The organism is Novosphingobium fluoreni (assembly GCF_014196615.1).
In the GTDB taxonomy this organism is placed as follows: domain Bacteria; phylum Pseudomonadota; class Alphaproteobacteria; order Sphingomonadales; family Sphingomonadaceae; genus Novosphingobium; species Novosphingobium fluoreni.
In genome coordinates this window covers 162,370-185,581 of the sequence record NZ_JACIDY010000005.1, presented here as the reverse complement: position 1 = coordinate 185,581, position 23,212 = coordinate 162,370, and the positions used below count along the sequence as shown (strand labels likewise).

The 23,212-nt window shown below is 62.5% G+C and carries 25 protein-coding genes; 18 read left to right on the top strand and 7 right to left on the bottom strand.

The features are described 5' to 3' along the window. The first annotated feature begins 3 nt into the window (after positions 1–3). The 4 genes from GGR39_RS11575 to GGR39_RS11560 are packed head-to-tail and all read left to right on the top strand — an operon-like array spanning position 4 to position 4,494. On the top strand, positions 4–150 hold the full coding sequence (locus GGR39_RS11575; RefSeq protein WP_183617280.1) for a hypothetical protein: 147 nt from the start codon (positions 4–6) through the stop codon (positions 148–150). After that, positions 150–3,182, top strand: coding sequence for a phage tail length tape measure family protein (locus GGR39_RS11570; protein ID WP_183617279.1), 3,033 nt, complete (start codon positions 150–152; stop codon positions 3,180–3,182). The genes GGR39_RS11575 and GGR39_RS11570 overlap by 1 nt, the downstream gene beginning before the upstream one ends. Next, positions 3,179–3,871 carry a hypothetical protein gene (locus GGR39_RS11565; RefSeq protein WP_183617278.1) on the top strand — a complete coding sequence of 231 codons (693 nt, stop codon included), beginning with the start codon at positions 3,179–3,181 and terminating at the stop codon, positions 3,869–3,871. The genes GGR39_RS11570 and GGR39_RS11565 overlap by 4 nt, the downstream gene beginning before the upstream one ends. Next, entirely contained in the window at positions 3,868–4,494 is a 627-nt protein-coding gene (locus GGR39_RS11560; RefSeq protein ID WP_183617277.1) for a hypothetical protein, read from the top strand. Before GGR39_RS11565 ends, GGR39_RS11560 begins: the two co-directional genes overlap by 4 nt. 3 nt (positions 4,495–4,497) lie before the next feature. On the opposite strand, the gene GGR39_RS11555 is transcribed toward GGR39_RS11560, so the two are convergent. Beyond that, the gene (locus GGR39_RS11555) at positions 4,498–4,869 is read right to left on the bottom strand and encodes a hypothetical protein (protein ID WP_221226104.1); all 372 of its coding nucleotides are present in this window, start codon (positions 4,867–4,869) and stop codon (positions 4,498–4,500) included. A gap of 16 nt (positions 4,870–4,885) precedes the next feature. On the opposite strand from GGR39_RS11555, the gene GGR39_RS11550 reads away from it, so the two are divergent. The 11 genes from GGR39_RS11550 (at position 4,886) to GGR39_RS11500 (ending at position 15,820) form a co-directional block, all read left to right on the top strand. Next, the gene (locus GGR39_RS11550) at positions 4,886–5,278 is read left to right on the top strand and encodes a DUF6950 family protein (protein ID WP_183617275.1); all 393 of its coding nucleotides are present in this window, start codon (positions 4,886–4,888) and stop codon (positions 5,276–5,278) included. Then, on the top strand, positions 5,275–7,494 hold the full coding sequence (locus GGR39_RS11545) for a phage tail protein (RefSeq protein ID WP_183617274.1): 2,220 nt from the start codon (positions 5,275–5,277) through the stop codon (positions 7,492–7,494). The genes GGR39_RS11550 and GGR39_RS11545 overlap by 4 nt, the downstream gene beginning before the upstream one ends. A 156-nt stretch (positions 7,495–7,650) precedes the next feature. Continuing rightward, positions 7,651–8,010, top strand: a complete 360-nt coding sequence (locus GGR39_RS11540; protein ID WP_183617273.1) for a hypothetical protein — start codon at positions 7,651–7,653, stop codon at positions 8,008–8,010. Then, the gene (locus GGR39_RS11535) at positions 8,007–10,379 is read left to right on the top strand and encodes a hypothetical protein (protein WP_183617272.1); all 2,373 of its coding nucleotides are present in this window, start codon (positions 8,007–8,009) and stop codon (positions 10,377–10,379) included. The genes GGR39_RS11540 and GGR39_RS11535 overlap by 4 nt, the downstream gene beginning before the upstream one ends. 167 nt (positions 10,380–10,546) lie before the next feature. After that, positions 10,547–12,262, top strand: a complete 1,716-nt coding sequence (locus tag GGR39_RS11530) for a hypothetical protein (RefSeq protein WP_183617271.1) — start codon at positions 10,547–10,549, stop codon at positions 12,260–12,262. A 12-nt stretch (positions 12,263–12,274) separates the two neighbouring features. After that, positions 12,275–13,093, top strand: a complete 819-nt coding sequence (locus tag GGR39_RS11525; protein ID WP_183617270.1) for a LamG domain-containing protein — start codon at positions 12,275–12,277, stop codon at positions 13,091–13,093. A gap of 76 nt (positions 13,094–13,169) precedes the next feature. Further along, positions 13,170–13,724: a hypothetical protein gene (locus GGR39_RS11520; RefSeq protein WP_183617269.1), complete on the top strand. Its 555-nt coding sequence runs from the start codon at positions 13,170–13,172 to the stop codon at positions 13,722–13,724. Positions 13,725–13,753: 29 nt separating this feature from the next. Beyond that, positions 13,754–14,104, top strand: a complete 351-nt coding sequence (locus GGR39_RS11515; protein ID WP_183617268.1) for a hypothetical protein — start codon at positions 13,754–13,756, stop codon at positions 14,102–14,104. 24 nt (positions 14,105–14,128) lie between these two features. Next, complete coding sequence (locus GGR39_RS11510) at positions 14,129–14,446, top strand: hypothetical protein (protein WP_183617267.1); 318 nt, start codon at positions 14,129–14,131, stop codon at positions 14,444–14,446. A gap of 26 nt (positions 14,447–14,472) precedes the next feature. Next, positions 14,473–15,150 (top strand): N-acetylmuramidase domain-containing protein, encoded by a 678-nt coding sequence (locus tag GGR39_RS11505; protein WP_183617266.1) that lies wholly within the window; start codon positions 14,473–14,475, stop codon positions 15,148–15,150. A gap of 58 nt (positions 15,151–15,208) precedes the next feature. After that, the gene (locus GGR39_RS11500; RefSeq protein WP_183617265.1) at positions 15,209–15,820 is read left to right on the top strand and encodes an SOS response-associated peptidase; all 612 of its coding nucleotides are present in this window, start codon (positions 15,209–15,211) and stop codon (positions 15,818–15,820) included. An 18-nt stretch (positions 15,821–15,838) separates the two neighbouring features. On the opposite strand, the gene GGR39_RS11495 is transcribed toward GGR39_RS11500, so the two are convergent. From GGR39_RS11495 to GGR39_RS11470, 6 genes are all read right to left on the bottom strand, one after another. Continuing rightward, positions 15,839–16,111 carry a hypothetical protein gene (locus GGR39_RS11495; RefSeq protein ID WP_183617264.1) on the bottom strand — a complete coding sequence of 91 codons (273 nt, stop codon included), beginning with the start codon at positions 16,109–16,111 and terminating at the stop codon, positions 15,839–15,841. A gap of 324 nt (positions 16,112–16,435) precedes the next feature. Then, positions 16,436–16,651, bottom strand: coding sequence for a hypothetical protein (locus tag GGR39_RS11490; protein ID WP_183617263.1), 216 nt, complete (start codon positions 16,649–16,651; stop codon positions 16,436–16,438). Further along, the gene (locus tag GGR39_RS17265; RefSeq protein ID WP_246388647.1) at positions 16,648–17,025 is read right to left on the bottom strand and encodes a hypothetical protein; all 378 of its coding nucleotides are present in this window, start codon (positions 17,023–17,025) and stop codon (positions 16,648–16,650) included. The genes GGR39_RS11490 and GGR39_RS17265 overlap by 4 nt, the downstream gene beginning before the upstream one ends. Before the next feature lie 74 nt (positions 17,026–17,099). Then, positions 17,100–17,873 (bottom strand): hypothetical protein, encoded by a 774-nt coding sequence (locus GGR39_RS11480; protein WP_221226103.1) that lies wholly within the window; start codon positions 17,871–17,873, stop codon positions 17,100–17,102. Positions 17,874–17,875: 2 nt separating this feature from the next. After that, on the bottom strand, positions 17,876–18,355 hold the full coding sequence (locus GGR39_RS17555; protein ID WP_425490601.1) for a helix-turn-helix domain-containing protein: 480 nt from the start codon (positions 18,353–18,355) through the stop codon (positions 17,876–17,878). Positions 18,356–18,441: 86 nt separating this feature from the next. Then, positions 18,442–19,233 carry a TIGR04255 family protein gene (locus tag GGR39_RS11470; RefSeq protein ID WP_183617260.1) on the bottom strand — a complete coding sequence of 264 codons (792 nt, stop codon included), beginning with the start codon at positions 19,231–19,233 and terminating at the stop codon, positions 18,442–18,444. A gap of 571 nt (positions 19,234–19,804) precedes the next feature. Between GGR39_RS11470 and serS the strand changes: the two genes are divergently transcribed. The 3 genes from serS to GGR39_RS11455 all read left to right on the top strand — a co-directional run bounded on the left by serS (position 19,805) and on the right by GGR39_RS11455 (position 23,148). Then, on the top strand, positions 19,805–21,112 hold the full coding sequence (gene serS, locus GGR39_RS11465; protein WP_183617259.1) for a serine--tRNA ligase: 1,308 nt from the start codon (positions 19,805–19,807) through the stop codon (positions 21,110–21,112). Between the two features lie 120 nt (positions 21,113–21,232). Continuing rightward, complete coding sequence (surE, locus tag GGR39_RS11460; RefSeq protein WP_183617258.1) at positions 21,233–21,997, top strand: 5'/3'-nucleotidase SurE; 765 nt, start codon at positions 21,233–21,235, stop codon at positions 21,995–21,997. Next, a complete protein-coding gene (locus GGR39_RS11455; protein WP_183617257.1) occupies positions 21,994–23,148 on the top strand; it encodes a LysM peptidoglycan-binding domain-containing M23 family metallopeptidase in 1,155 nt (384 codons plus the stop codon). The genes surE and GGR39_RS11455 overlap by 4 nt, the downstream gene beginning before the upstream one ends. Positions 23,149–23,212: the final 64 nt, after the last annotated feature.

Below are 23,212 nucleotides of genomic sequence, written 5' to 3'. Positions count from 1 at the left end.
GGGATGGGCCAGCCCTTCGCGCTCGATTTCGGCGCGGTGATGCTGGTCGGCATGGCGGCCGATGTAGACCTGGCTCTGCTGCAGGAAGTGCTGCCGGCTGTCGAGAGCGCGATCCTTCTGGGATCTGATGATGAGGGAGGTGACGCGTAATGGCCAATGCTGTCGCCATCCGCATCGGCACAACCGGCAAGACGGAGGTCAAGAACGACTTCGGCGAGATCAAGACGGCTGGAACCGGCGCCATGCAGTCAATCGCCGAGGGCGCCAGGAAGGCCGGGGACATCGGCGAACAGCAGGCGCAGCGCCTTGCCGCCAGCTACGAGCGCGCTACCGAGGACATGCTCGCCGCCGATCGCCGCCGCGCGGCCGCGGCGCAAAAACTGGCGGCTGTCACTCCTCAGTCGAGTGTTCAGCAGGTCATCGCGGTCAACACGGGTACTGGGTTCAACGACAACACAAAGTCGGCGCGCGAATCCGCAATCATCATGGCGCAGCTCATCGACGAGCAGGAGCGCTACACTGCCCGTGTCAACCAGTTCCGCGCAGCGATCGATCCAGCGTTCGCGGCGCAGCAGCGCTTTGACAACGAAATGGCGGAGGCGCGTACGCTGATCGCCAGCGGCGGCATCTCGCTTGACCAGTACTGCCAGAAGCTCCGCTTGGAGACGGCGCTGCTCGAGGAGACCGCGACCGCGCAGAACCGCGCTGGCGCGGGTGCCGGCGCTCATCGCGCGGCCATGCAGGGCCTGTCCTATCAGGTGCAGGACACGTTCACCCAGCTGAGCATGGGCGCGAACGTGTTCCAGGTTCTCGCCATCCAGGGCGGCCAGGCTGCCGGGCAGTTCGCCAACCTGGAAGGCAAGGCGGGCCGGGTCGCAAGCTTCTTCATCGGGCCCTGGGGCCTTGCGATCACCGGCGCCTTGCTGTTGTTCGGCCCCTTCGTCACCAAGTTGCTCGAGGGCAATGATGCGCTCGACGACTCCATTCAGAAATTGAAGGAGGAGGCGGCCGCGACGGATGTGTCTACCCGCGCAAAGGCTGCCTACAACGCCACTCTCGACGGCCAGATCGCGCGCCAAAAGGAGATGACGGCGCAGCTTGACCGCCAGCTCAAGAGTCAGCGTGAGGTTAACCAGGAGGCGCTGATCAGCCGGCAGAACGATGCTGACGATGCTCGAAAGTCGGAGGCAAAAGCAAACGCAGCCGTCACTGCGGCAGAGAAGAAGCTGGCTAAGATCAGCGAAGGCATGCGCAATATGCCGCTCGGCGCTGACGACGGGTACGCCGCCAGCATCGCTGCCGCAGCGGCGAAAGCCGAGAAGGATCTCGCGAGAGCACGTACCGACCTTACGCGAGCCCAGAAGTTGGTGGCTGACACGAAGCTCGATGCCGCCAAGGCCATGATCCCGCTTGCCCGGGATGGCGCTACCGCAGCGAGCGATCCGACGGCCAGGATCAACCGAGCGGCGGAGGATGCTGCTCGTGCTGCCGAAAAACGGGCCGTCGCGGAGGGCTGGACCCAGAAGTACCTGGAAGGCCAACTAACGGCAATCGAGCGGCAGAAGCAGGTAAAACTGGCTGAAGTACAGGCATCGAGCCGGTCCGCCAGTAGCTCCGGTCAGGCGAACCTGGGCGACATGGTGGCGCTCGTGAAGCAGCTGTTCCCGGGTGCGCGCATTACCTCGACCAACGGCGGCAAGCACACCAGCGGCTCAGACCACTACGCGGATCGCGCAATCGACTTCGTTCCGGCCGGGGGCATGGGACGTTACACCACCGATGAAGTGGAAAGCATCCTGCGCGACGCGGGCGTCGACATTCGGCGGGGCCGCGGCGGTAAAGAGCAGATGTTTGGGCCTGGCCGCTCGGCCAGCAAGCCCGGCGACCATGATGACCACTTCCACTTCGCGTGGCAGGGCTCCGCCTCTCCCGAGGCTGCCGAAAGGAGGCGCGCCGCCGCCGCCGAGAAAGCCGAACGCGAACGCGACCAGGCTGCACGGCGTGTTGCGGCTCTGGCTGGCATGTCCGCCGATCTCGACGACGCCATTCTGAACGCCAAGCGGTCGGCCATCACCGATGGCGCGGCTTTAGCGCAGTTCGCCAAGGATCAGGTTAGGATCGAAGGCGACAAGTACGCCGCATCGCTCGCATCCAAGGTCGAGACCGAGGACATCACGGCCGCGCAACGTGACGAGCTGATGAAGAAGCGGGCTGTGCTCGATGGTCTCAAGGTCCAGCAGATCGATACCGACGAGGCAGCGCGCAAGGCCGTCGAGGCACTCACCCTCCAGTCCGCCGCAAACGACAATCAGCGTGATCTCCTGAACGGGCATCTCAGCCTGGCCACCACGACACGGGAGCGCCTGCCGCTCGCGATGAGCCTGCTTGGCCTCGATCAGGCTGAGGAACGCTTGCGCCTGCAGGCGATCATTGATCGAGAGAAGATCGGCAAGGCGACCGCTGCGGAGGCTGACGCCGCGCGCACCCGCCTCGGTCAGCTAGACCAAATCTATGGCGCGCGCGCGCAGGCGACTGCTCGCGAGAACGAAAGCCCGATGCAGGCGTACCTGCGCGACATCAGCACCACCGGCGCCCAGATGAACGAGCAGCTGGAGAGCGTCGGTGTGAACGGGTTGCGGTCCTTCACGGAAGAGCTGTCCGACGCGATCGTTAACTTCGAGTCGCTAGGCAATGTCGCAAAGCATGTCCTGGCGGAGATCGCGGCCGATCTGATCAAGATGCAGCTTCGCAAGGGCATCGCTGGACTAGTCACAGGGGCGCTCGGCGCGCTTGGCGGCGCCGCCAAGCTCAGCGGCGTGAACTTTGGTGCGATAGCGGATGCCGCGAACAGCGTCAGCCCTACGATCTTGGGCCATGCATCCGGGACAGAGTACTTCTCCGGCGGTACCGCGCTCGTGGGTGAGCAGGGGCGCGAACTAGTCGAGCTTCCTGCCGGCAGTAAGATACACAATGCCAGCGCGACCAGGCGGATGCTCGCGAACGATAATGGGCCGAGCTTCCATATGCCGATCACGATCGACGCTCGTGGCGCCGATGCAGCCGGTCTTGCGCGAGTGCAAGCGCAGCTTGCGCAGATGGAGCGCGAAATGCCCGAGCGCGCGATCGCGGCGGTGCAGGAATATCGCGAGCGCAACCATCTGGATCGGGGTCGTGCGGCGTGACGATCACCTTCCCGCGGCAATTGCCCGCCAGCTTCGCGTCGCAGCAGAGCTTCGACCTGATGCGCGTAGACTACGAATCTCCGGAGGCGGGCGGGCGCACCGGCGCGGTGCAGGCAGGCTTTCCCCGCTGGCTTGCCAGCTGGACCGTCGCACGAACCTCGCACGTGAAATCGGACGAGGTCGAAGCTTTCGTCACATCCATGCGTGGGAGGCAGAGGGTGCTCATGGCAGGCGATGTTCGTCGCCCCTATCCTCTCGCCCATATCCAGGGGTTTCGCCGCATGACGGTCGGCAGCGCTCCTTTCACCGGGGCATGCGGCGGCTGGTCGCAGACGATCGATGATGCGGGCAATGCGATGCTCACGCTGACGGGCGTCCCGGCCGGGCTTCGATTGTCGTGGATCGACTATGTGGGCTTCCGATGGACTGCGGCAGGGTCACCGGCCGGGGCCAACGATCGGCGCGCGCTCGTGCGCGTGGTGGAGCCAGGCAAGGCCAATCCGGCCGGTGTCATCGTCGTGGCGGTCGAGCCTGCGCTGCCGCTGTGGATACCGGCGGGCGCTGTTGCCCACCTCGATAAACCCATGTGCCTGATGCGCCTGACCCAGGAAACCAAGATTGCTCCGGTGGACCGCAAACAGCGCATCACCGGGTCGGTCATATCTGCCGGGAGCCTGCTGCTGCCATGAAGATCTATACGCCGGCAGCCCTCGCAGCCATTGAACGGGGCGAAGCCGTCACAACCTATGCTGCCGCCATCCTGTGCGATCCGCCGGTGCGGGTATGGCGGGGCTATGGGCCACAGGAAATCGCGGGCGAGCAATTCGACGGCATCGGTGATCAGGGCATCGTCGAGTCAGTCGGCGGTGCCTTGGGTGGCGGCGAGCAGAACATCACCCTAACCCTGTCGGGTGTCGAGCCAGCGGTCCTTGCCGCCTTCGATGCCGCCTCGCTGCGCCGAGCGCCGTGCATTGTCTATGAGTTGATCTTCGATGGCAGCGGTACTCTGCTGCTCGACACGCAGGTGATCCAGCGCGGATCGCTCGACCAGGTGCCGGTAGAGGACACACCTGGCGGCACTGCCACGATCAAAGCCTTGGTCGAGACCGCCGCTCGCGGCTTGGGGCGTCGAGGCGGTCGTATGCGAACTGACACCGATCAGCGACTAATCAAGGCGAGCGATGGAGGGTTCAAGGCAATTGCCTACGCCGGGCAGAAGAACCTGTACTGGGGTGGCAAGCGTCCTGCGACCGCCGGCAGTGCGCTGGGCGCGCAACGCGCTGCCGCCAACTACAGGCTGCCAAGCTTCTGACCGTCATAGGCATTGTTGAACAAGTTTAGCGGTGTGGGTGTTCTTGCCCCACATTGAATTGATCTCATGAACTGTAACTTGTCGGTCGGCACCGCGGTCGATGATATCGACAACCCAAAGAACATAGCCGCGTAGATCAAAGGTGTACGTGCCACCGTTTGCCTTCGGCAGATAAGATGGTGTTTGGCCCTTATCAGTCACCGCCGCAAAGCAAGTCTGAAATTCAGCAAGGCTTTTCGTTGTTAAGCCTGTGAAGCTTGGAGGATCGTCGCGGCGGTTAGCCACTGTTGAGCAGCTACTCAGCAGTAACGCCGCGGCCAAGCATGCAACGAGCCGCTTCACATCCATCTCCACCAAGGACATCGGCAAATGCACCGACGATCTCAAGTGTATGCGTGATTACATCGCGCTGCACGCGTTTATCTCGCAGCGCAGCGCCATGCCCTTCGCATGGGGGTACAACCGGAACGACTGTGTCAGCTTCGCCGCAGCAGCCGTGCTAGCGGCGACCGGGCGCGAAATCGGCTTTGGCGGTGCTCGCTGGCACACAGCTTCCGGTGCGGCGCGCGTGCTGAAGCGTCTCGGCGGGTTGCAGGCGGCGGTGGATCGAGAGCTCACTCGTGTAGCAGTGCCTTTCGCGCAACGCGGAGACGTGGTCGCGGTCGTAGGCGCGCGGGGACTGCTGCTCGCCGTGGTTGAGGGTGACACGGTCGCGGGGCCAGGCCCGCTCGGCATCATGCGTCTGCCGCGTACTGCGTCGCTCATCGCTTGGGGCGCCGAATGATCAGGCGCCGCCTTCTTGGCTTAGCTCTGGGCTGCACGGCCCTCTGCACAGCCACCGCTGCGAAAGCCGACCCGATCTCCGCGGCGATAGTTGCGGGCATCGGTCTTACCGGAACGGCCGCGACGATTGCGACGGCGGTGATCACCCTGGCGTTGACGACAGTGGGTTCCATGGTCGCCACCAAGTTACTCACGCCCGGGCAGAAGGCACAGGACCGTCAGGCCTCGATCACCACTATCACCATAGGCGAAGGACCGCGCGAGGCGCTGTTTGGCGAAGTCGCCACTGCGGGATCGCTGTCGGATGCGTTCAATTATGGGGGCACCGACGGTACCGATTGGGAAGTCATGATCGTCGTGATCGCGGATCATCGCTGCCACTCCCTCACTGGCTTCTATGTCGGCGATGCTTACGTATCGTTCACGGGGAGCGGTGTGGTTGCCGGCTACAACGGGCAGCTGGAGGTCTATTGGCTTGATGGCACAGCGGACCAGGTGATGCCCTCGGTAGTCACCACCCATGGCGGCTGGGACGCTGACAGTAATCTCGCCGGATGCGCCGCCGTGGTGGTCGCGTACAAGGCAGACAGCCCAAAAGCGAAGAATCCGATCTGGACGGCCGGTCGGCCGCAGTTCCTGTGGGTCGTGAAAGGGAAGTATTGTTACATCCCGCGGCTGGACAGCACCGTTCCGGGCGGCAGTGGGCCGCACCGCTGGAACGATCCCTCCACTTGGCAGTGGACCGACAACGTCATCGATTGCCGCTACAATTGGATGCGCGGGGTCTTCGCGTGCGACAGGGTCGACCAACCAGGCATGCTGCTGGTCGGGCGCGGCCTTTCCGCGATAGAAGCGCCGCCATCGCGCACGATCGCTGCAGCGAACCTCTGCGATGAAGCAGTGGCCCTCAAGGCGGGCGGGACTGAAAAGCGCTATCGGTTCAATGCGGTGGTCCGCGCCGACGAGGAGTTCATCGCGACCGAAGAGATGTTCGCGGCCGCCTGCGCTGGCGTGATCGTCCAGCGCGAGGGTGGCGTGGAAATCGAGCCTGGCGCGGCGCGCAGCGTGGTCGCCGAGTTCACCGATGATGACCTGATCATCGGCGAGAAGGTCACCGTCAACCGGTTTAAGGGTGATGCGCAGCGGGTCAACAGCGTGGTGCCTCGCTACGTCGAGCCGAGCCAGAAGTGGGCGGACCATGCAGCCCCAATCCGCCGCGTTCTGGCCGACATCGCCGAGGACGGGCGGCCGCGCGAACAGCCGCTGACCTTGTCTGGTGTGACGTCAGGGACGCAGGCGCAGCGCTGCGGTGAGATCACGCGGCGACTTGCCCGGCTGGAACGTAGCGGCGGCTTCACCGTTGGACCGCGCTGGGCAGCGATCGAGGATGGCGACTGGATCGGCTGGACGTCGGCCCGGCACTTCAAGGGTGAGCGTAAAGTCTTCCGCGTTAATCGGTGGTCGCGTCCGGCCAATTGGCGCAACACCGTCGCGTTCGACGAGATCTCGGCCGAGTGCTACGACTGGAACGCCGCGATCGACGAGCTGGTCGACACGTCGGTCGCCGAACAGCAGGCTCCGCCGCCAGCTAATGCGGATCCGGACGCCGGTGATTGGATGCTGACAGCGATCACACTCTCGGCCGATGCGCGGCCGGCATTGCACATTGAGGGCGGCACGGGCGACGCCTCGGTACTCGCCGTGTTGATCGAGTACCGGGTCGACGACGGCACAGATCCCGATCTTGCAACTAACTGGCTATCAAGCGGCGGGTCGAGCGGCGATGTCGCCGCGGTGGTGCAGGACATTCCGGGCGTATTGCTCGGCACCCCGTATCTTATCTCAGTGCGTTATATCTTCTTAGGCGGCGGCCTCTCCGACCGGCTGATCTTGGGGCCGGTCACCACTTCCAACGTTGACACTCCCGTCCCCACCGCTGTCATTTCCTCAGCAGAGGGCGGCGCAGGCGAGGCGAGCATAACCGTGCAGGCACCCCCGATCGCCGGCTGGACCGACTTAATCATCCGGCGCGGTACGAGCACGATTTACAGCGCCTCTGTCATTGTCGGCGATCCGTTCGTGCCGGGCCTCTACCAGACCGTGGTTTTTATCGATGATGGCCTCGCCGCCGGCCCATATCGGTGGTGGGTTGAGGTCCGAGATGCCGCCGGCACAGAGATCAGCCACAGCGGCCCAGTGACGGCGACGGTGACCTGATGAAGATCTTGAACGCCACAACGGCGCGGCACCTTGCCGGTAAGGTCGTCGCCGAACCTGATCTCACCCACGTGCCTGTCCCGATGGTCACTCCGAGAGCTAAAGGAGCATTGTCGCTATGCTTTTGATTATCCGCTTCTCGGCGGGGGCGTTCGCGTGACCGTATATCGCCGCTCGGCCGATTGGAGCGTTGGCTATTACTCGGCGCTGCGGATGGATACGCGAGTGCCTGACTACACTGGCTGGACCTTCGCAGCGACCCTGGCAAAGCACATTGGCGATCCTGATGGCATCGCTCTTGGCATGGCGGCAAATAGCTCCGCTCAGGGCTTTTTTGTGAAGGACGGTCCAGCGCAGCTTTTGACGCTACGCATCCTGCCGGAGACGCTGCAGGCCTATCCCGATGCCAGCGGTCAATTTGAGCTCTTCGCCAATGTGCTTGCGACACCCCCAGGCGGAGCCCGTCTCAAGGTCTTCGACCTCATCCTAACCGTTGTTCGGGGGCCGACGCCATGAGCGAGATATACAGTGACGCTGAGTTTCTGGTCGACTTTCCTGGCCCTCCCGGCGAAAGTCAGGCCGACATCCTGCGTCGCACGGGCCAATTCGGCGTGTTGCCGACTGACAGCGATGCAGATGTCATGGCTAAGCTGGCTGCGGTCCCTGCTGCCGTGTTCACTTCTGCGCATCGCTTCGGCACCCTTGCCGATCGCGAGGCGATCCCCCTCGCCGATCGCAAGCGAGGCCTGCGCGTCCTGGTCACTGTCAACGGTGATGGTAACCCGGTCTGGCGCGAGTTCGAATGGCGGTTGGCGGGCGACCCGAGCGGCCCACTTGCGACCGGCGCGCCCCGCGCGTCCGACGGATGGGAGGGGCTCTACACCGAGTCTGAGCGCAAGAACCTCGGCATCGGTTTTTTCAACCAGCTGGACCAATCGCAGATCAAGGGCGTGGCGGACTTCACGTCGCTGGCAGAGGACCTGGAAAAATTGGACGAAGCGACCCGCGTGGAGATCACCGATCTTCAGGCCCGAACCATCACGAGCGGCGCAAACCCGGTTGTTGAGGTGGACGCCAGCCTGACCGGCGTGGCTCCTGAAAGTCTTTCCGTCAGCTGGGCCGGGTTCAAGGTTGCGATCGACAAGCTGCCCTGGCGGACCAAGGACCAGGCCGCGCTGAAAGACTTCTTCGTCCCCGGCAACAGCATCGATGACGCCACCGACGGGCCGATGTGGCATACGATCCTGGCAGCGCGCAAAGGCGTAACCTCGCGCTTCACGGCGCGCTATTCCTCGGATCAGCATCAGCTCTACCGCGCGGGCCTGATGCAGCTGGTCCTGACGATCCAGGGTGGCACCCTGCCCGTTGGCGGGACTTCGGCCGAGATCACCGCGATCAACGGCAATACGCCGATCGATTTCAATGCGCCCTACGCATTCCTGAGCACCGGGGATGCGAGCCTGACCACAGGCGTTACGATGACGGGCGTCATCATCGATGGAGCGAACTCGCGGCATGGCACTGCCGCTGCACCGAACGCAGCCAGCGCGGCCTACACCTTCACGCAGGATGCGGGGCAGCCCGCCCTAACACTCACCGGTCCTGTGCTGTTCGTGCCCGATATCGCGAAATACCCAGCCATCTCCGACAACTTCTGCGGCATCGGGCAGAACATCTTCTACAGCGGTGTGCCCAACTTCTTCGGCGATCACACCAATCCCGAAGCGTACGCGATAATCGATCGCTTCGCGGCGGCGGCGGACGGCAACCGGTTCCTGATCCGCGATGTGCTTCCGGACGCCTCCTGGCCGGGAGATGGTACGCCGGCCACGCCGATCGACGGGGTGGACTACAAGAACCACCAGTTCGCAGCGATGGAAGCGTTCAACGCGCGCAACGAGCAGCGCCATCCCGGCTCGCGTGCGCGTACCCTGCCCAAGCCCGGCTATCCCAACGGCATGACGCTGCTGCAGTACCTGCAGACGCGTGGAGATGGTTCGGCCAACGACAATGCCGACATCGCAGCAGGGCTCGTCCCGCGCAGCCTGCGCAAGGACAGCCTTCACCCGAACCTTGCCGGTCAAACCGCGATGGCGGACTTCTTCGAGGAGGCGATGCAGGCCCAGGCCCTCGCGCCTGCCGTCACCGCCGACACGTTCTTCACTCTCTCGGCCGTGGGCATTCTCCCGCGCACCGGAGAGGCGACCAGCGCCAGTGATACCGTGCGGGTCCAGACCGGGGCTGAGGCCCTGCTCGACGCCCGCCTGGACGCGCTCGAATACGGTTCGGGCCTGCAGATCACGTCGTTTACCGTCACACCCTCAACCATTGAGGCAGGTGGCGGCGCCAACATCGCCATTGCCGGGGCAATCAGCGGGACGGTGACCAGTTTCTCGGTTGCGGATAGCGCGGGCGGCACGATCGCGACTAGCGGTCCGGCCAGCGGCTTCACCGGCACCAAGAACGGCGTGAACAGTGCGCGCACCCTGACGCTGACCGCGCAGAACACTGGCGCGCCTGGCGGCACCGATACCAAGACTAGGACGGCCACCGTCGCTTTTGCCAACAAGGGCCATGCCGGCACGATCAACAAGGCGAGCGGCATCACCAGCGCCGAGGTGAACGGCATGTCGCAATCGTGGTTCGCGACGGTGGTGGCGCGCACGCTGACCTTCACGACCACGGCTGATGGGCGGCTCTGGTATTCGCAGCCCGCGAGCCAGCCTGATCCCAGCGCCTTCAAGATCGGTGGCCTGACGATCTCGCCCGACAAGTTCACCCGCGATCACGTCACAGCGACGGGCCAGACCGTCTCCTATCGCGACTTCCTGCTGAGCGGCGTCGTGCCCGCCGGTACCGCCATCACGCTTGAGGTGATTGCCTGATGCCTACGACTGATATCTATGCGAAACTGCATTCGGCTACTGGCGAGAAGCTGCTTGATGCCGCACTTGTCGAGGAGTCCGAGGACAGGCGATTTACGACTGTCGATCAGCGCAAAATACTCGACCTTACCGACAATACGACGCAGCGTTTCGCTTTCGGCAAGAAGGTGGTCGCGGGCGGTCTGGATGGCACCGGTCGCGCAGCTTGGTTCACCACAGAAGATGGATACCACTATGCCAAGTTCGCAATCCGCATCGGAGCGGCTGCAAATGGGCTTACTTGGTCTCGCAGGGCGGACGGGTTCTTCGAGCTTTCACTGGGCTCGACCAATGGCGTCCTCCCCATAGGCCCTGAAGGTGACGGACTCTCTAGCGAAGTCCTACAATTCATAGGAGGCAAGCGCGTTGTCAGAGCAGTCGCCGACCAAGCCAACCGCATTTCGCACGCTGTAACCACCGACGGTTACCTGCGGGGTAAGCTTGGCGTCGTACTTAGCGTGGCGAACGGCTTGGCATGGAAGCTGCGGCCAGATGGCCTGACTACTCTGGCGCTTGGCAGTGTAGAAGGAGAATTGCCGCTCGGTGCGGCCGGAGACGTCATCGACACAAAGATGCAGCGCTACCATCGCGGCAGGGCGGTCGCTTGGGGCACGGCGGACACATCACTTCGCGGGGGCCTCATCCAGTATGTTGATGGATCCCTTTGGGCTAAGGCGTTCCGCTCGCCCTCGATCGCTCCGACTGAAGCATCGCTCGACTTTGCCGATCACATCGTCTGCACACAGGTGGTTGGCGAAGGCTCACAGCTGTTCGCTTTTGCGAAAGCTTCTGGCGCTCGCAAGCAGCTCACGTCTGTCGGAAGCAATAGTTCGATGTCGCGTAGCGTTGATGGCACGAAGGTGATCTATTCGACCGACCGGCATGGCGCGTCGATCCCTTATTACCAGTTCGTCGGCGAGTGGATCGAGCACCCGGTCATGCCTCGGCGAGCGTTCGTTGCAGCTGGCGACAGTTTGACCGCTGCCACTGGGGCAACCAACCCCGTCACGGACGCGCCGGTGGCAATCGTCGGCGCGCACTTCGGCCTGCCGTTCGTCAACCTGGGACAGCCTGGTGCGACAGCCGAGGGAGAAGCCGCCTTCATCGGTGCCGTGGACCCGCTAGTCACGTTTGCCAGCAACCAGATCGTCAGCGGGTCCAACACGATCACATCGCTGTCCATACCTTTCCTCTCGCGCAACTTCGGCACTGGCACGCTGACGCAGAAGCGGACCATCGCTGGCATCGTTGGAACGGTGACAAAGACCGGCGGCACCGCTCCTGATTGGAGGGGAAGCTATGTTTTCACACCTGACGCCGGGCAGACCTTGCCAGCAGCGTGCCCGGCCGGCTCTCCTGCCCTGCTCGCCGACAACACGAACGACGAGCTCATCGCGATCATTCGCGTAGGTCGCAATACGATCAACGGGGTAGCCTTCGATGCTCCTGGTTGGAGCGATGACGCCTTTCTGCGCACACAGCAGATCGTCGCGTGGCACAAACCGCTGGTGAAGCACTTCGTCGTCCTCCCGGTGCCGAACGGGAACTACGCATCAGAGTACCAAGGTGCATCCGGGTACAACGCGTTGATGGCGCACAACGCACGCCTCGCTGCGGCATGGCCGGACAATTACTTCGACGATCGCGCAATTCTTGTCGCCGCGTACGACCCGGGTAATGCTCAGGACGTGATCGATCACGGCCGCGACGTGCCCCCGTCTTCACTGCGCTCCGACAACATTCACTACAACACGGCCGGATATGCCGTGCTTGGTGCCGCTCACTGGGCCTTCGTTGAAGCGAAGGGCTGGCTCACCAATCCGCTACTCGCACCTTACGCCTGAAGGAGATTTTCCATGGCTGTGTCGATCATCGATCGCCTGTCTACCAACTTCACCGACGCCACCCTGCCAAAGCTTTACCGCGACATCGTGCTTAACCCAGGCTCGATGTACCTGTTCGACTTTCTAAGCAGCTATTCTAATCCGAACGCCGATGGCAACCTCGCCCCCGGCGCGACCTTCAAGAACATGGTCGACGGGGCCGCAGATGCTGTTCTCATCGGAAGTTCGGCCACAATCGTCAACTTGCCTGGCAGGGCAGGCATATCAATGCCGGGGGTCGGCGGCGGCGCGCCCACAACCTCGATCGAACTGGGTGGGGCTGGCGCATTCAGCCTTCATGCCTCCAATCATGATTTCCTTGAGTTTGCGTGGATCAAAACGCCATCGGCGGGCTTCGTCACCGGCTACCCGCAAATCTTGGTCAACGGCGTCTTTGGCAACGAGGGCAATGATCAGATATCCATCACCACGCATTCAGACGGAAAAACGCCGAGGATCTCGATTGCGAATGCTGCGGGGGTCGCCAACACTCTGAGCGGGTCAAGCGGCCAAGGTCTCGGTGCGCCGACACAAGTCGGCATGGCTCGCATTGGCAGCGCGCTGCGCTTGTACATCAATGGTGCACTGGTCAGCTCCGGATCGGGTCCGGCGACACTGTACGACACTTCCGCGCAGAAGACGAAGCTGGGCGCGGGCTACAAGGGCACTGTGTACCGTGTGGGCAAGGAAGACCTGACTGTCTCAGCTGCTGCATCCGGGCTCTCCCTTGTCGCACAGGCGGACGCAGTGATGGCGGCGGATTATGCAACCAACGCGCCCCGGTTCACCTGAATCAGCTTGCGGCTTTGATCGCCTAACACCTCTCAACCAAGGAGACTGACATGGCAAAGCCCCTGACGGGTGCCGCATGATCATCACGATCCTCGCCGACGCCGCCACAAGCCTCGCCGCCAGGTCGGTAGCATCAGGACCGCCCTCGATGTTCCCGCGCGCCTTCAACGATGATGTCTCGCTCTTCATGTTCAACCTGTTCGGTATGACGGCCATGACGTTCCTGGGCGCGATGATGGCAGGCAAGCAGGCGCGGCGGGTGTGGATCCAGCGGTTCCACGATCACCCCAAAGACCCGGTGACGATCTACCGCGCGATCCTATTCCTTGCCGCTACCGGCATTTGCCTGCGCTGCGGGGCGGAGGCGCTGAACCTGTGGGGCTGGAACCAGGACGATCCCGTGACCACGGCCCGCGTCATTATGGCAAAGCGCTGGATCGATCCGATCGCGCTGGGCTGCGGTATCGTATGGATGACGCTGGCCATCCTGGGTGAGCCTGGCCTCGAGCATCAGCTGCGCAAGGCCCCGCTACCCGTCGACATGTGGAGCCGCTGGCCTGAGCTGCTGCGCGCAATCATCGTCGTTGTTCTGAGCTTCTTCGCTGCACTGGCAGCCGTATGCCTCCGGTGAGGCCATTTGCGGTAGTGGGGGCCGCCGCTATGGGCAGTTTTGCAGCACGTGAGCCGGTCGTGTGGTGGATCGCGGGCTATCCGTTCGTCGCCGGGCCGATGGTCGTGTGCATCATGGCCGTCATCATCACACGCGTGGTGATCGGCCTGCAGGCGCATACCAAGGGCCAGTGGGCCCTGGATATAGCGATCAGCGCTCTTTGCCTGCTCGTCTCGGTTCTGTGGGTCCAGGCGCACCAGCTGGACCTGCTCAAGGCCGGCATCACCGGCATCGGCATCGGCGCGACCGGCGCGGGCATCATCGGCTTCGCCAAGTCGGCGGTGATGGGTCGGGTCAAGGCGGGGTTTGACGCCTTCATGGGCACCGGCAGCAAGCCCTGAGGGGCGCTATCTGAAAGGACTATCATGAAACCTGCCACCTTCGCGCCGTGGTATGCTGCACTGTATCCGCAGTTTGCCGAGATCGCCCGGGCCCACGGCTATGCGCTGGCGGTGCATGGCTCAATGCAGCGAGACTTTGATGTCGTAGCAATTCCTTGGGCGAAGCAAGTTTCGGAACCGCGTGCAGTAATCGATAACGTGCTTTCCGAATTTGCTGTCGAGGAAATAGGGCAGCCTGAGACAAATAATCACGGGCGGATCGCCTTCACGCTCGGCATCGGCTTCGGCGACTGCTTCGCGGACTGGTCGTTCATGCCCGCCTCGGCAATCGCTGGCCACTAATCTCCCGCGAACTGAAAGGATCAGTCATGGACATCAAGCAGCTGCAGCGCCGCATCGGCGCTGGGGACGATGGCGTATTCGGCCGGGCGAGCAAGGCCGCGCTCTTTGCCGGCTTCACCAACTTCCAGGCCAATGCCCTCACCGATCGCGATCTGATGGAGGCCGCGACCCGGCTGGGCTGCTCCCTCGCGCAGATCCGCGCGGTCCGCCAAGTCGAGGCGGCGGGCAAGGGCTACGACAAGGCGGGCATGCCAAAGATCCTCTACGAGCGGCACCTGTTTCACCGCCTTACCGGCGGCAAGTTCTCGCCCGCGCCGTTCAGCCAGAGTAAGGCGGGTGGCTACACGAACGATGCGAACGGCGACGGCATCGTCGACAGTTGGGATCGACTATGTGAGGCGATCGCCACCGGTGAGGTCGACGCAGCGTTCCAGTCCTGCTCGTGGGGCCTGTTCCAGGTGTTGGGGCAATGGTGGGATGAGCTTGGCTACCCCTCGCCCTTCGCGATGGCCTGGACCTCGGCCCAGAGCGAGGGCGATCAGCTGGAAATGTTCGTGCGCTACGTCGAGCACTTCGGCTTGGTAGACGAGTTGCGCCAGCTTTCTGCGAACCCGGTCACCTGCCGCGCCTTCGCCGCCGCGTACAACGGACCGGGGTACCGCAAGTATGCGTACGACGAGAAGCTTGCTGCCGCGATGCGGTGAGGCTCACCGGCGGGCCGCTTGCGGTTGACTTCGTGGCGGTGGGCATCATGCTGATCGCATGTGCAACCTCTATCGCATGAACAAGCCGATCGATGAGGTGGGCCGCCTGTTCAGGGCGCAGCCGCAGGTCGGCGCGAACTTCGCCGACGAGGTCTACCCCGGGTATCCCGGCCTGGTGGTCGCGAACGGACAGGTCGGCACCATGACCTGGGGCTTTCCTCTCGTGCTCAAGAGCAAGAAGACCGGCGCGCCCCTCAAGCCCAAGCCGGTCAACAACGCCCGGGAAGACAAGCTGAACACGCCGTTCTGGCGCGACAGCTTCGCCCGCAGGCGTTGCCTGATCCCCGTTACGGCGTGGGCCGAGGCGGAGGGCATCAAGGGCAGCATGACGCGCACATGGCACGCGCTTGAGGGCCACGAACTGTTCGCGGTGGCCGGCGTCTGGCGACGCACGGACGAATGGGGTGCTGCCTATTCGATGGTGATGGTCGACGGCTGCGAACAGATGGCCGATGTTCACGACCGAATGCCGACCATACTCCGGCACGAGGACTGGGCGCAGTGGACCGATGGCACGCCCGATGAGGCGATCCAGCTATGTCAGGTGTGCCCAGATCCTCTGACCATCGAACGGACGGCCGAGCCGTGGTTCAAGGCGCGGGCGCAGTAGCAATCTTGCAACGTCAGGTTACTCCGTCGCGGCGATATCCATCATGAAACGCCAGGTGTTCGCCGCATCGCTCGCGAAAGCCGCACCCGATTCCCCGGCATGAACGTTCTGGATGATCTCGACGCCCGCCTCGATCATCGCCTGTGTGGGTTCCCTCGCGGCTTCCAGCGCCACGGCGGCCTCGGCCAGCAAGGTCGTCTGTGTCTCAGCGTCCAACGCCTCAAAGTCATCCACCCCGCTTCGCAGCTTCATCAGGGCTCGGGCAATGCGGATCTTGGTGGTGTCAGTCATGGCCTATCTTTGATCGTATCCCTGGTATCCGCAAGCCAAAGCGTATCAAACCATTCTGCCATGTCACCGTGCCGCCGGCTCGATCGTCAGCCAGCCCCGCCGCTCACACCTGCTGCACACAAGCCTTTCGGTGAAGTCGCGATACGTCCGGCACCTGGGCAGCCTCTCGTAGAGCAGCGATGTCGGCCAGATCGCCTCGTGCGAGCAAGGCGGTATGCATGAGGCTGGATTGCACTTGATCCTGACGTGACTGGCATAGCCGACCGCTTCATCGAGCGGCATGTTGAAACGGTCGCGGGGCATGTCCGGAGGCGCGTCAGGCGCTCAGCCTTCCGGCTCATTGATGCGGGCGAAGTGGCTGGCGACGTTGCGATGGACCAAGCGACGCTCGATCAGCCACCCACCTGCCCCCTCTGGAAGCCATTGCGCGTCACGCGCGCCCATTCCTGTGACCCATACGAGGTAGTTGCCGTACTCCGGATGCTCCGGCAGATCGGCAATAGCCGTCCAGCGGATAGCCGGCTGGGTCGTCGAGGTCACAGCGCGCACCAATCGAGTTCAGCATCGTCGAGGGCCTCGAACATATCGCCCTCCGCCCCGCAGGCGCTCAGCCGGGCCCGCACGTCGTCGGCCGTCCCGTCCAGGGGGAACTGACGATCGGCTTTCGCCGCGGTGATCAGCGCTGCGCGTAGGCCCGTTGCCGGCTGAACCAGCAGCCAGCGACCGAACGACGGCAACTCATTACCCGTCTTGGTTCGCCCCTCGATCTTCAGGCGGGCATCCTTCGGCGCCGGGGTGAAAGCGCGGTAGTCGGTCGCCTTCGTGATATCCTGAAAAGTGCCGCCTCCCGCGGCGATGCGGCCGATCTCGCGCTGGACGTTCATAAGCGCCGCCTGCTTCTGCTCGGTGTTCATCGTGGACCTCTATGCGAATCGTCAATGCGATCAACATAACATGTTCTCTATATGTTCTCATTAGAGTAAAAGTGCTATGCGTCGCTGAGGCCTTCCCAGTCCAATCTATCTGAAAGGACGTAGTCCCTGGCCGAAATTTGGTCATAGGTCACGATCCTGACCTCAGGGTCTTTGATTCCGGTCTTCAACGTTCCCTCCAGATCGCCAGCCACTGCACGCCACTCCCGCAGTGTGGTAGCATCCGGGTGCTCTTCCAGAATGATCAGGAAGAGGACGGAGCTAGCGTCGTCCCAATCGTCGCATTGCACCCGCACCTCTCTTGTGGCGCGTATTAAATCACCTTGGTGGCTATTCTTGCGCCACTTGCGCTCTACCCACGTCCGGAATGGCTTTACCGCGGCATTGAAGTCATTGGGGAAGGCAAATCGGTGGCGATGTCGTCCGAGGGCGAGGCCGAGTTGCCTACGTTCTTCGTCGTCTTGGCAGCCATCAGCCCGCGGCCAAGTTGCTATTATATCCTTATGAACGGTGGCGGTCGCTTCTAGGTCGATCAGTAAGCCACGTTCTGCAAGAGTGTGAAGATGGATTCTGGTCGGGGTGGCGCCCCTTGCCGATCTGGCCAGTTCTTCGGGGGTGGCTGGCACTAAAGGCGCTACCTGGACGAACGGACGTAAATTCACATCGCGCACGATGTCACATGACTGAGATACCACTACAGCGCCATACCTCGCATCGATAGCCTCAATGCTGGGCTCTCCGTCCTCTAGAACGAGGATAGGCAACTCCAATGGCGCCAAGATCAAATCACCTTGGCGCCATTCGTCCAGCGGAGAGGTGCTACCATCCACGCCTATCTTCTAAGAATTTTCATCTTAGTTTTTCGAGTGCCCAGATGGTGAACGAAGGGCTGCTCATCCGATGCAAGGACGGGCGGTTGCGACGATGCCTGGATGGTCCGGGTCTCGTCTAGTCCATAGTGACGAAATAGGCGCTGGCGAATCTTAAAAGCCGGCTGCGAACGCATGCTTTGGACATGATCACAAACCTCTATCACGCGATCATAATGCTGGCGGCGCACCGGCGCGCCATTCACCCAATTCTGAACCGTTCGCCTACTAACGCCGAGTACAGCGGCAAGCTGGTCCCGGGTAAGTCCGCTTGCATTGCGGATAAACTCCAGCTCATTTGAAACGTCGAGGGCAAGATCCAATGGGGTAGATGCACAACCCACGAAGGAATACCCGGTACCGTCATCAATCCGAGACGTAGAAAAGGTCAGTCCGCCCCCTGTGCTTGAGCTACAAAGCTGAAGGGCAGCGCTAGTGACCATAGATATGACGCTCATTGTCTCGACGCCTCGAGGCATCGCAACAACCATCGGAGAGGATTTTGCGGTGTGGTAAGTCGCTTCCATGGTCATGATACTTTTGACGAACTTGGTCCGGACATTGCCCAGCAGTAGATAGCGTGTGCTCGCGCAGATTGCGATTCCACACTTTGCTTGATTTCAGATGCGTCAAAGTCCCGCATGTCGGCGTTGACGACGTCTATATCGAGGTACCAATTCCGGTCCGGCCGAGGTTCAACGACTACTGGATCGTAGGTCGTGCCAGGCGGCAGGAGCCCGCTACGAAGAATAAGAAGTCCCTCGTCTACTGCAAACCGCCATTGAAGATCAGCATGCACTAGGTCCGGGTTGCCGGTGATGCTGACCAATTCCCTTGCACAGGTCGCGCGCGGATCCTTGCCATCATCGACTGAGGCGAGGTTAGCATACCGTACTCCGCTGTGGAGCACCAGGCCGGGCGAGAAATGCTCAGCGACAGCGTCGACGATCACCGCCATTCTAGAAGAGAACTCCCCCCAGCTATCATATCCATCAGCTCCAACATCCAGATAGGCACTCGTCGGTGTCAGCGACATGCGCCATCTTTTATGCTTATCCTGAAAGCGCCATGCGGGATGACGTTCTGGAAAAGAATCAATTGACCCATCCTGCTTGACCTCGAAGCGAAGCGCCTGTTCATGTTCCAACTGGACGAATGGATAGAGCGACCTAACCACGTCTTGGAAATCAGCTATGCCTGCTCCGGTCTCATCCCCTATCTTGAGAACCGAGGAAAAACGTATGCCCGCCAGCGCTCGAAGCAAAAGAGGCGGGCTCAGAATGGGCTGGTGCGGCGGAGAGCCTCTAAGGGGGATTTGCATGGGTTCTCCCTAGGACCTACATGTGAACTTAGCGTGAAGTTTCATGGAGCGTACGAGCTACAAAGAAAAACCGCAACAGGCGAAATGTTCCGACTCTCGCTTTCTGAAGCTACTAGCCGCATGTCTAACGGCCCCAAATAACTGGACGGCTGGCTCGCCGCTGATTGACCCAGTCAAGATCAATCGCGCTTGTCTACGCCATTGCAAGCACCAGCCGGCTGGTGGTGTATTCTGCGCGCGACAAGGGTGATCGAACCCGCGCACCAGGGTGGCAGCATGCCTTCGCAAGTGCGTTGCCATACCTGAACCCTTTCTTGGAACGCCTCAGGAACAGGCGTGGTCAGCATATGGTCAGCAGATGCTGATATGTTCGCGATCTGGTCACTGGACGTTCCGCCTTGTCCTGACGAAAAACTGCCGCTAATCATCGTTTTACACCCTTCACACGGGTGGGGTCACAGGTTCAATCCCTGTCGCGCCCACCAGCCATGACCTGGCTGGCCCCTTAACATCTTGCGTTAAACCCCCTCCGACGTTGAAAACGCATCCCCGAGCGGGTAGGCGCGCGGCCATGCACGATATCCGCCTGATCCGCGACGATCCCGCCGCCTTTGACGCCGCCCTCGCCCGCCGTGGTGTAGAGGCCGCCGCTTCGCACATCCTGGCGATCGACGAACAGCGGCGCAGCGTGGCGACCCGGCTGCAGGAAATGCAGAACCGCCGAAACGAGGCATCCAAGCTGATCGGCGCAGCCATGGGCAAGGGCGACAAGGAAACGGCCGAGGCGTTGAAAGCCGAGGTCGCGCAGATCAAGGAGGCGCTGCCCACTCTGGAAGCGGAAGATCGTCAACACGACGAGGCTCTGCGCGCCGAGCTCGCTCGTCTGCCCAACCTTCCTGCAGCAGACGCCCCCGATGGCTCGGACGAAGACGAAAACGTCGAAGTGGCGCGATGGGGCACGCCTCGCACATTCGCGTTCCAGCCCAAGGAGCACGCCGATCTTGGCCCCGCGCTGGGGCTCGATTTCGAGACGGGCGCAGCCATCGCGGGCGCGCGCTTCACGTTTCTGAAGGGTGCGATGGCGCGGCTGCACCGGGCGTTGGGGCAGTTCATGCTTGATACCCAGAGCGGCGAAAACGGCTTCCTCGAATGCGCGCCGCCGCTGCTGGTGAAGGACGATGCCGTGTTCGGCACCGGCCAGTTGCCCAAGTTCGCCGACGACTTGTTTCACACCACCGATGGTCGCTGGCTGATCCCGACTGCGGAAGTCTCGCTGACCAATTCGGTGAGGGAGCAGATCCTCGATCCCGGTGCCCTGCCATTGCGGATGACGGCACTGACGCCCTGCTTCCGCTCCGAAGCAGGTGCGGCCGGGCGGGATACGCGCGGCTTCATTCGCCAGCACCAGTTCGAGAAAGTGGAACTGGTCACCGTATGCAAGCCCGAAGAGAGCGAGGCCGAGCACGAGCGGATGGTCAGCGCTGCCGAATCGATCCTGCAGGCGCTCGAGCTGCCGTACCGCAAGATGTTGCTATGCACCGGCGACATGGGGGCATCGGCACGCAAGACCTTTGATCTGGAAGTCTGGCTGCCGGGGCAGAACGCCTATCGCGAGATCAGCTCGGTCTCCAATTGCGGAGACTGGCAGGCCCGCCGCATGAATACGCGGTTCAAGCCGGAAGGCTCCAAACGCACTGAATTCGTGCACACGCTGAACGGCTCGGGCCTTGCCGTGGGCCGCACGCTGGTGGCCGTGCTGGAGAACTATCAGGATGAGGACGGTTCGGTGCGGGTGCCGGACGTGCTGAGGCCGTGGATGGGCGGTATCGAGCGATTGGAATTCGACTATGAATTGGCTCTCGGCTTTCGCCGTTGGTAGGGCTTTCTCGTTCCCTAGAACCATGAGAACGGCGAGGCTCATTTTGTAATGAGTAAATGGACGAGTATCTATGTTCCCCCCCTCTGCGGGAAATAATCATATAATTCAGGAATTATGGCTATGCGCATCCTGCTGACCAACGATGACGGCATCAACGCGCCGGGCCTTTACGTGCTGGAAAAGATCGCCGCGCAGCTTTCGGATGACATCTGGATCTGCGCCCCCTCGGAAGAGCAATCCGGCGCGGGACACTCGCTGACGCTGACCCGCCCCGTGCGGTTGCGCCAGCATGCGCCCAAGCGCTTTTCCGTCACCGGCACGCCGACCGATGCCGTCACGATGGGCCTAAGGAAGGTGCTGCCCGGCCCGCCCGACCTGATCCTGTCCGGCGTGAACCGGGGCGCCAATCTGGGAGATGACGTGACCTATTCAGGCACGGTTTCCGCCGCGTTGGAAGGGGCGCTGGCGGGCATCCGCTCGATCGCGCTAAGCCAGGTCTATTCGCGCGAGGATGCAGGCGAGGATGTGTCATTCGCCGCCGCCGAGGCCTGGGGCGCGAAAGTATTAGGACCTTTACTTAAAGCACCATTTGCCAGCCGCACCTTGGTTAATGTAAACTTCCCTCCGTTGGCGGCTGGGGACGTCAGGGGGATACGGGTGGTTCGGCAAGGATTTCATGATTACGCGCGCGGTTCGCTGGTCGAAAGTGTCGATCCGCGCGGCTTTCCGTATTTCTGGTTCGGCCTGCATGGCATCGAACACACGCCCGGGCGGAACACCGATCTTGAGGCGATCTCCGAAGGCTTCATCTCGGTAACTCCGCTGCATCTCGACCTGACGCATGAGGGATCGATGACGCAGCTGGCTTCGCAATTCGCGCAATGAGGCGCTTGGCCTTTTTGCTGGCGGCGCTGGCGCCCTTGCCCGCCCTGGCTTCTCCCGCAACGGAGAGCGAGCACGTCGTCGGTGAAGGCGAAACGCTGAACGGCATCGCCAACCGCGCGGGAGTAAAGGCAACGGCTGTGGCGCAGGCCAACGGTCTAAAAGCCCCTTATGCGCTGCGCCTGGGGCAAACGCTGAAGATCCCGCGTGATGCGTCGTCCAAAGCTGCGGTCCAGGCAAAGACAGCCGCGGCTGCTTCTTTCGCCGCTAAAGCGACTACCAAGGCTGACAGGCCATCGCCCGCCGCCACTTCGTCTGCCTTGAAGACGGCGGACAATCCCGCGCTGCTAAAGGAAAGCGTCCATATCGTGGGGCCGGGCGAAACGCTGGGCGGCATCGCCAACCGCGCTCGCGTCCCCCGTGTGCTGATCGCGGAAGCCAATGGCCTGACGCAGCCCTATTCGGTGCGTGAAGGCCAGAAGCTGCTGATCCCGCGCACGCGCCATTATGTGGTCAGGCCGGGCGATACCGGCTTTGCCATCGCTTACAAGCACGCCGTGCCGTGGAGCCAGATCGCCGTCGCCAACGGGATTTCTCCCGATGCAGCTGTCACCCCGGGGAAGGAACTGCTGATCCCCACGGTGTTCGACCCGCAGTTGCCGTCTCAGGCAGACCGCATTTCCAGTTCGACCGCTGTGAAGACGGCCGCCACCGCCAGCGCCGTGGCGGATGCCGCCGTGGCTGCGGCGCGCGCGCCTGCGGGCAATGCGGTGGGTCGCTTCGCCTGGCCCCTAGACGGCACGGTTCGACGCGGCTGGAAGTCGACGTCGAGCGCGGATCACCACGACGGGATCGATATCACCGCACCCGCCGGCGCGGCCGTTCGCGCGGCGGCGGCGGGAACCGTCATCTTTGCGGGAACCGAAGCCGAGCAGTTCGGCAATCTCGTGGTGCTCGATCACGGGGACGGCTGGAACACCGCTTACGGCTTCCTCAGCAAGATCAACGTCAAGAAAGGCGCGAAAGTAAAGTCGGGTGAGCGCGTAGGCCTCGTCGGCAACACCGGGCGCGCCAAGGGCAATGAGTTGCATTTCGAAGTGCGCCAGAACGGCTCGCCAGTGGACCCACAGCAGGAGCTGGCCAAGGCCCCCTGATCGACACTCGACAGCCGCGGTGATCTCTGCACTATGGCGGGATGAGGGCCGGCGAGATAAAGGG